Annotated in this window: 8 protein-coding genes; 6 read left to right on the top strand and 2 right to left on the bottom strand. The window is 62.0% G+C overall.

Going from position 1 to position 7574, the window contains the following annotated elements:
• Window positions 1-322: 322 nt before the first annotated feature.
• Genes BFQ01_RS00345 through BFQ01_RS00335 form a run of 3 tightly spaced genes read left to right on the top strand, consistent with a single transcriptional unit; the run spans window position 323 to window position 3064 of the window.
• Window positions 323-1339: a Gfo/Idh/MocA family oxidoreductase gene (locus tag BFQ01_RS00345; protein ID WP_065923814.1), complete on the top strand. Its 1017-nt coding sequence runs from the start codon at window positions 323-325 to the stop codon at window positions 1337-1339.
• Entirely contained in the window at window positions 1339-2118 is a 780-nt protein-coding gene (locus BFQ01_RS00340; protein ID WP_065923813.1) for a TIM barrel protein, read from the top strand. The genes BFQ01_RS00345 and BFQ01_RS00340 overlap by 1 nt, the downstream gene beginning before the upstream one ends.
• A gap of 19 nt (window positions 2119-2137) precedes the next feature.
• Window positions 2138-3064, top strand: a complete 927-nt coding sequence (locus BFQ01_RS00335) for a sugar ABC transporter substrate-binding protein (RefSeq protein ID WP_027607581.1) — start codon at window positions 2138-2140, stop codon at window positions 3062-3064.
• Window positions 3065-3187: 123 nt separating this feature from the next.
• Here the strand turns inward: BFQ01_RS00335 and yghU are convergent, their stop codons facing one another.
• Window positions 3188-4024 (bottom strand): glutathione-dependent disulfide-bond oxidoreductase, encoded by an 837-nt coding sequence (yghU, locus tag BFQ01_RS00330; RefSeq protein ID WP_065923812.1) that lies wholly within the window; start codon window positions 4022-4024, stop codon window positions 3188-3190.
• Between the two features lie 79 nt (window positions 4025-4103).
• Here yghU and mug point away from each other — a divergent pair, with 79 nt between their 5' ends.
• A complete protein-coding gene (gene mug / locus BFQ01_RS00325; RefSeq protein WP_065923815.1) occupies window positions 4104-4616 on the top strand; it encodes a G/U mismatch-specific DNA glycosylase in 513 nt (170 codons plus the stop codon).
• A 37-nt stretch (window positions 4617-4653) separates the two neighbouring features.
• A complete protein-coding gene (locus BFQ01_RS00320) occupies window positions 4654-5250 on the top strand; it encodes a glutathione S-transferase family protein (protein WP_065923811.1) in 597 nt (198 codons plus the stop codon).
• A 136-nt stretch (window positions 5251-5386) separates the two neighbouring features.
• Here BFQ01_RS00320 and BFQ01_RS00315 read toward each other — a convergent pair whose 3' ends face one another.
• Entirely contained in the window at window positions 5387-6154 is a 768-nt protein-coding gene (locus BFQ01_RS00315; RefSeq protein ID WP_065923810.1) for an SDR family NAD(P)-dependent oxidoreductase, read from the bottom strand.
• Window positions 6155-6290: 136 nt separating this feature from the next.
• Between BFQ01_RS00315 and BFQ01_RS00310 the strand changes: the two genes are divergently transcribed.
• Entirely contained in the window at window positions 6291-7439 is a 1149-nt protein-coding gene (locus BFQ01_RS00310; RefSeq protein ID WP_065923809.1) for an aldose epimerase family protein, read from the top strand.
• Window positions 7440-7574 lie beyond the last annotated feature (135 nt).

Raw genomic sequence — 7574 nt, 5'->3', positions numbered from 1 at the left:
TCGGCCGGGCGCTGCACCTGCCCGGCCAGGCACGCGCGCCACGCCTGTTCCAGCGCAGCCACGGGGCCGTCGTTCAGCGCCGCAGGCCCCAGGGCCGTCAGGTAGTCGAGGTCTTGTACGCTGAACGCCATGCTCATCGGGCGGTATCCATGTTCATGTTTTTGACATGTCAGTATAGGCATGTCATCAGAATGAACACATTCTGTTTATTGTATTTTATAAACCCTTAATTATCAGTCGCTTGTAAATTGGCATAACCTTTGCTCATGCCCCTTTGCCAGTCAGGGCTGTCCTGCGGCCAACAATAAAAAGGGGTTATTTCATGAGTACACAGAACATCCGCCTGGGCTTGATCGGCGCGGGTCGCATGGGCAGTTTCCACGGCCTGACCGCTGCGCGACACATCCCTGGCGCAACCCTCGCCGCCATCGCCGACCCCACTCCCGGCCAAGCCGCACGCCTGGCGGCCGAACTGGGGGTAGCCAAGGTCTACACCGACCCGCAACAGCTGCTCGACGACCCGGACATCGACGGCGTCCTCATCGCCGCCCCCGCCCGCAGCCACGCCGAACTGGTGATCAGCGCCGCCCGCGCGGGCAAGGGGATCTTCTGCGAAAAACCCATGGCCATCACCCTCGACGAAGCCGACCGCGCCATTGCCGCCGCGGCCGATGCGCGCGTGCCGCTGCAGGTCGGTTTCAATCGGCGTTTCGCCAAGAGCTTCCGCACAGCCCACCTCGATGTGGCGGCCGGCCGCATCGGCACGCCGCAGTTGTTGCGTTCGCTGACCCGCGACCCGGCACTCAACAACCCGGCCAATTCGCCGCAATGGGTGATCTTCCTGGAAACCCTGATCCACGACTTCGACACCCTGCGCTACCTCAACCCCGGTGCCGAAGCGGTGCAGGTGTATGTGATGGCCGACGCATTGATCGCGCCGGAGTACAAAAGCAAAGGCTTCCTCGACACCGCCGTGGTCGCGATCCGCTTCGACAACGGCGCCATCGCCACCGCCGAGGCCAACTTCCAGGCGGTGTACGGCTACGACGTGCGCGGCGAAGTGTTCGGCAGCGCCGGCATGCTGAGCATGGGCAGCCTCAACGACTCCGACCTGGTGCGCTACCTGGCCGAGGGCATCCAGGCCGACACCCAGCGTATGGACACCGACCTGCTGCGCGACGCCTACATCGCCGAACTCAACCACTTTGTCGACTGCCTGCGCACCGGCGCCAAACCCATGGCCAGTGGCGAAGACGCGCGCGCCGCCCTGGCGATTGCCCGCGCCTGTATCGAGTCGTTCGAGACCGGCAAGGCCGTGGCCGTGCAGGGAGCCCGCTGATGAGCCCGTTCAAACTGGCGATCAGTGCCGAGATGGTGTTTCTCGACCTGCCCTTCGTCGAGCGCGTGAAGCGCATCCATGCACTGGGTTTCAGTGCGGAGATCTGGAATTGGACCAATAAAGACATCAGCGCCCTGGCCGCCACCGGCGCCGATTTCACCTCGATGACCGGCTATATCAGCGGCACCCTCACCGACCCCGACGGCATCCGCCAACTGCTCGACAGCGCGCGCGAATCCATCGGCGTCGCCGAGCGCCTGAATTGCCCCAGCCTCAACCTGCACGGCACCGGCCTGGGTGACGGCGGCCTGCCGGTGCAGCCCGTGAGCCAGACCACCGGACGCATGTGGCTGAGCGCGTGCAAGGCGCTGGAAAAAATCGCGCGCCTGGGCGAAGACGCCGGCCGCGTGTTCCTGCTGGAAAACCTCAACACCGAGGTCGACCACCCCGGCACCCCGTTCGCCCGCGCCGACGACACCCTGGCGCTGATCGAAGCCGTGGGCAGCCCGCACCTGAAGATGAACCTGGACCTGTACCACGCGCAGATCGGCGAAGGAAACCTGATCGAGCTGATCCAGCGCGCAGGCAGCGCCATCGGTGAAATCCAGGTGGCCGACGTGCCCGGACGCAAGGAGCCTGGCACCGGCGAAATCCACTACCCGGCCATCGCCAGGGCCCTGCACGCCATGGGCTACACCGGTGTGGTCGGCCTCGAAGGCTGGGCCAGCGGCGACAGCGAGTTGGCCTTGGAGCGTTTCCGTCAAGCGTTCACCCTATAACAATAAAAGGAACACCCTCATGCATCGCTATTCATTGCTTGTTGCTGCATTTTTACTGCTTTTCAGCCAATGGACCTTCGCCGCGTATCGCATCGGCGTGAGCATCGCGCGGGTCGACGATAACTTCATGACCTACGTGCGCACCGGCCTGGAAAATGCCGCCAAGCAACAGGACGTGCAGATCCAGTTCGAAGACGCCCAGGGCGACGTGGTGCGCCAGCTCAACCAGGTCGAAGGTTTTCTCAACCAGAAAGTCGACGCCGTGATCGTGCTGCCGGTGGACACCGCCGCCACCGCTAACATGACCCGCGCCGCCGTGGCGGCCAAGACGCCGCTGGTGTACGTCAACCGCCACCCGGATGAGCGCACCTTGCCCAAGGGCGTGGTCACCGTGGCATCCAACGATATCGAGGCCGGGCAATTGCAGATGCGCTACCTCGCGGAAAAGCTCGGCGGCAAAGGCAATGTGGCGATCATCATGGGCGACCTCGCACAGAACGCCACCCATGACCGTACCGAAGGCGTCAAGCAGGTGCTCAAGGACTTTCCCGGCATCAAGGTGGTGGAGCAGCAAAGCGCCGAGTGGCAACGCAACAAGGGCATGGACCTGACCAGCAACTGGCTGCTGGCCGGCACGCAGTTCGATGCGATTGTGGCCAATAACGATGAAATGGCGATTGGCGCGGCCATGGCCTTGCAACAGGCGGGCAAGGCCAAGGGCGAGATCGCGATTATCGGCATCGACGGCTTGCCTGACGGTCTGGCGGCGATCAAGCGCGGCATGCTCACGGCGTCGGTATTCCAGGACCCCAAGGCCCAGGCCACGCAAGCGGTGCAGTCGGCGATCAGGATGATCAAGGGCGAGCCGATCGAGTCCGAGGTGTGGGTGCCGTTCGAGCTCATCAAGCCCGAACAGGTGGCGGTGTTCGAACAGCGCTACAAGTAAATCGAAGATAAGGCGATCAAAATGTGGGAGGGGGCTTGCCCCCGATGGCAGTGGGTCAGTTGATACATCCGTGACTGATCCACCGCTATCGGGGGCAAGCCCCCTCCCACACTTGGATCTCAATCAGTCCAGGTCACTTGCATCATGGCGTTCGGGCAACTGTTCCTCGCCCGACACCCGATTCACCCGCCGCCCACGCTGCACCGCCGGCCGCGCCTCAATCGCGTCCGCCCAGCGCTGTACGTGCTTGTACTCGTGCACCGAGAGAAACTCCGCCGCCCCATACAAGCGGCCTTTGACCAACCCGCCGTACCACGGCCAGATGGCGATATCGGCGATGGTGTATTCATCCCCGGCGATGTATTCGCTCACGGCCAGGCGCTGGTCCAGCACATCCAGCTGGCGCTTGGTTTCCATGGCAAAGCGGTTGATCGGGTATTCCATCTTGCTCGGCGCATAGGCATAGAAATGCCCGAAGCCGCCGCCCAGGTACGGTGCGCTGCCCATCTGCCAGAACAACCACGACAGGCATTCCGCACGGGCCCCAGGCTCGGTGGGGAAAAAGGCGCCGAACTTCTCGGCCAGGTACTGCAGGATCGCGCCGGACTCGAACACGCGAATCGGCTGGGCGCCGCTGTGGTCCATCAAGGCCGGGATCTTCGAGTTCGGGTTGACCCCGACAAAGCCGCTGCCGAACTGGTCGCCGTCGCCGATCTTGATCAGCCAGGCGTCGTATTCCGCGCCGCTGTGCCCCAGGGCCAGCAGTTCCTCGAGCAGGATGGTGACCTTCTGCCCGTTGGGCGTAGCCAGGGAATACAGCTGCAGCGGATGCTTACCGACCGGCAATTGCTTTTCATGGGTAGCGCCGGCGATGGGCCGGTTGATGCTGGCGAAGGTGCCGCCACTTTCGGCGTCCCAGGTCCAGACCTTGGGTGGGACATAGCTGGATGAATCGGTCATGCTCACTGCTCCTGAGGCGCTTGGGATGGATGAATTCAAAGCGCATCTTACCGATTGGCTCACATTCAGATACCCCCACATGGCCGACAGACTCGAAGATATCCTCGCCAATCACCTGAAGGTCGTGTTCTGCGGCATCAACCCCGGCAAGGGTTCCGCCGCCCTCGGCCTGCATTTCGCCAACCGCAGCAACCGCTTCTGGCGCACCCTGCACCTGGCCGGCTTCACGCCCCATGAAATCCGCCCCGAACACGGGCGTATGCTGCTGCACTACCACTGCGGCCTGACCACGTTGGTGGATCGTCCCACGGCCAGCGCGGGCGAATTGGCACGGCATGAGTTCACACAGGCGGCGACGAACTTCGAACACAAGATCCGCCACTGCGCGCCGCGCTTCGTGGCGTTCATGGGCAAGCCCGGCTACAGCGCGTTGAGCGGCCAACGCGAGATCGCCTGGGGCTTGCAGCCAAAAGTGTTGGGCGGCGCGTCAGTGTGGGTGCTGCCCAATCCCAGCGGACGCAACCTGGCGTTCAGCCTGGAGCAGTTGGTGCAGGCGTATCAACAATTGCGCCGGGCGACCGAGTGCCCTTAATCTCTTGGCTCGTCACCCTGATAGCAATGGAGGCTTCATGAAACTGATCGGCATGCTGGACTCGCCCTACGTGCGCCGCGTGGCCATTTCCCTGGACCTGTACGGGGTGGATTTCGTGCATGAACCCTTGTCCGTGTTCCGCACCTTCGACGAATTTGCGCAGATCAACCCGGTGGTCAAGGCCCCTACCCTGGTGCTGGACGACGGCACGGTATTGATGGACTCCAGCCTGATCCTGGAGTACCTCGAAACCCTGGCCCCGGCTGACAGGAAGCTGTTGCCCCAGCATCCTGCGGCACTTGCCAAGGACTTGCACGTTCTGGGACTGGCGCTGGCAGCCTGTGAGAAGAGCGTGCAGATCGTCTATGAACACAACCTGCGCCCGGCCGAGAAACTGCATGCACCGTGGCTTGAGCGCGTGACCGGCCAATTGCTCGCGGCCTATGGATTGCTGGAGAAGCAGCTGGGCGACAGCGAAGCACTGACCCTGGCGTCGATTACGGCGGCGGTGGCGTGGTCGTTCAGCCAGTTCACCGTGGCATCGGTGGTCAAGGCGGATGCATTTCCCAACCTGCAACGGCATGCCGAAAGGCTGGAGCAGCATCCGGCGTTCAAGCGTTACCCCATCGCCTAAGCACCGCAGTTCAAATGTGGGAGGGGGCTACACCCGATAGCAGTCTTTCAGTAATACATCTGCTGACTGACACACCGCTATCGGGGGCAAGCCCCCTCCCACATTGGCCTGGGTTGCATGAAGGATTGAGTCAGGCTCAGACCCAGCCGCCATCCACAATAAAGTTCTGCGCCGAACACATCGCCGAGGCATCGGAAGCAAGAAACAGCGCCATATTGGCGATGTGTTCCGGCAGTACGCTGCCGGGCAGGCACTGGCTGCGGCTGATCAGTTCCTTGGCGGCGTCATCCACCCACATGGACAGCTGTTTTTCGGTCATCACCCAACCGGGCACCAGCGTGTTCACACGGATACGGTTCGGCCCCAGCTCCCGTGCCAGCGCGCGGGTCATGCCGTGGGCGGCGGCCTTGCTGGCGGCGTACACCGGGTAGCCGGCGGAGGCCATCATCCAGCCGACGGAGCCGAGGTTGATGATCGAGCCGCTGCCGGCGCGTTTCATCATCGGCACCACGGCCTTGGCGGCAAAGAAGGCGTGTTTGAGGTTGACTGAGATCAGCTTGTCGAAGGTTTCCGAATCGACTTCTTCCAGGGTGTGGCGCACGTCATTGGCGGCGTTGTTCACCAGTACGCTGATCGGCCCCAGGGAATGCTCGAAGCGCCCTATGGCCGCTTTGTAGGCGATTTCATCGGTGATGTCGCAGCACACGAACTCCACAGCATGCCCCTGGGAACTCAACAGCGCCGCCAGGCGTTCGCCCTGGCTTTGCGCGCGGTCCACAAACCCGACCCTGGCACCCTGCGCGGCGAAGGCCCGCACCATGAATTCGCCGATCCCCGAGGCGCCCCCGGAAATCAATACGGTCTTGCCCTTGAGGTCGGGATAAACGGCGTGTTCAGTACTCATAAAAGGATGCCTCGATCAATTAGTCTTATTTTATTTTACGAAATCGGCTTTAAAGGCTATAAATTCGCTGTCCAACCGACAAAATATCGCTATTAGTAGAACTATTCCACTCAAAACAACAAAAGGAAGTTCGACCATGAAGCACCCTCGATACCTGCTGTCCGGCCTGGCGCTGTCCATGATGATCGCCAGCGGCGGCGCCCAGGCGGCCGGCCTGAGCAGCGAGCAAAAACCTTTCGGTAAAACCAACGACGGCACCGCCGTCGAACAGTACATCCTGCGCAACAGCCACGGCATGCAAGCCACGGTGATCACCTACGGCGGCGTGTTGCAATCGCTGAAAGTGCCGGACAAAAACGGCAAGGTCGACGACGTGGTGCTGGGCTTTGACGACGTGCAAGGCTATCAAAGCGGTACGGCGTTTTTCGGCGCAACCATTGGCCGCTTCGGCAATCGCCTGGCCGGCGGCGCCTTTGAACTCGACGGCAAGCGCTTCCAGGTGCCGCTCAACGACGGCCCCAACTCACTGCATGGCGGCGCCCAGGGCTTCGACAAGCAGGTGTGGAAGGCCGAGCCGGTCAAGGACAAGGATTCGGTCGGCGTGAAGCTGAGCTACCTGTCCAAGGACGGCGAGATGGGCTTTCCCGGTAATTTGAAAACCGAAGTCACCTATCGCCTCAACGACAAGAACGAACTGCACATCGACTACAAGGCCACCACTGACAAGCCGACGGTACTCAACCTCACCAACCACAGCTACTTCAACCTGGCCGGTGCGGGTAACGGCGACATCCTCAAGCACGTCACTACATTGCATGCCAGCCATTACACCCCGGTGAATGCCACCTTGATTCCTACCGGCGAACTGGCACCGGTCAAGGGCACGCCGATGGACTTCCTCAAGCCTACCCCGATCGGCCAGCACATCAAGGAAGATCACCCGCAGCTCAAATTTGCCGAGCCGAAACAGGGCGGGTTTGACTTCAACTGGGCGCTGGACACCAAGGGCGACGTCAAGCAACTCGCCGCCGAGGTGCACGACCCGGCGTCAGGCCGGCGCTTGCAGCTCTACACCAGCGAACCGGGCGTGCAGTTCTATACCAGCAACTTCCTGGATGGTTCGGTGAAGGGCAAAGGTGGCAAGACCTACCTGCACTGGAGTGGTTTCACCTTGGAGACCCAGCACTTTCCGGATGCGCCTAACCAGCCGACGTTTGCCTCGACCCGTTTGAATCCGGGGCAGACGTATACCCAGAACACCGTCTTCAAGTTCTCCGCTGATTAACCTGACAGCAACCCGCTTCGGTTAACGAAGCGGGCTTTTTTTGTGGTGAGCGGGCTTGCCCCGCGTTGGGGCGCGAAGCGGCCCTAAAACCCGCCACCCGGTTCAGCCTGGAAGAATGCAGTGACTGTGTTGGGG

The organism is Pseudomonas sp. 8 R 14 (assembly GCF_900005955.1).
GTDB lineage: Bacteria > Pseudomonadota > Gammaproteobacteria > Pseudomonadales > Pseudomonadaceae > Aquipseudomonas > Aquipseudomonas marginalis.
This window is presented reverse-complemented; position numbering and strand designations above follow the sequence as displayed.

Excerpts from the sequence above, each read along its gene's own strand:
- BFQ01_RS00345 (WP_065923814.1), top strand. The coding sequence starts at position 323 with ATGAGTACACAGAACATCCGCCTGGGCTTGATCGGCGCGGGTCGCATG.
- BFQ01_RS00340 (WP_065923813.1), top strand. The coding sequence starts at position 1,339 with ATGAGCCCGTTCAAACTGGCGATCAGTGCCGAGATGGTGTTTCTCGAC.
- BFQ01_RS00335 (WP_027607581.1), top strand. The coding sequence starts at position 2,138 with ATGCATCGCTATTCATTGCTTGTTGCTGCATTTTTACTGCTTTTCAGC.
- yghU (WP_065923812.1), bottom strand. The coding sequence starts at position 4,024 with ATGACCGATTCATCCAGCTATGTCCCACCCAAGGTCTGGACCTGGGAC.
- mug (WP_065923815.1), top strand. The coding sequence starts at position 4,104 with ATGGCCGACAGACTCGAAGATATCCTCGCCAATCACCTGAAGGTCGTG.
- BFQ01_RS00320 (WP_065923811.1), top strand. The coding sequence starts at position 4,654 with ATGAAACTGATCGGCATGCTGGACTCGCCCTACGTGCGCCGCGTGGCC.
- BFQ01_RS00315 (WP_065923810.1), bottom strand. The coding sequence starts at position 6,154 with ATGAGTACTGAACACGCCGTTTATCCCGACCTCAAGGGCAAGACCGTA.
- BFQ01_RS00310 (WP_065923809.1), top strand. The coding sequence starts at position 6,291 with ATGAAGCACCCTCGATACCTGCTGTCCGGCCTGGCGCTGTCCATGATG.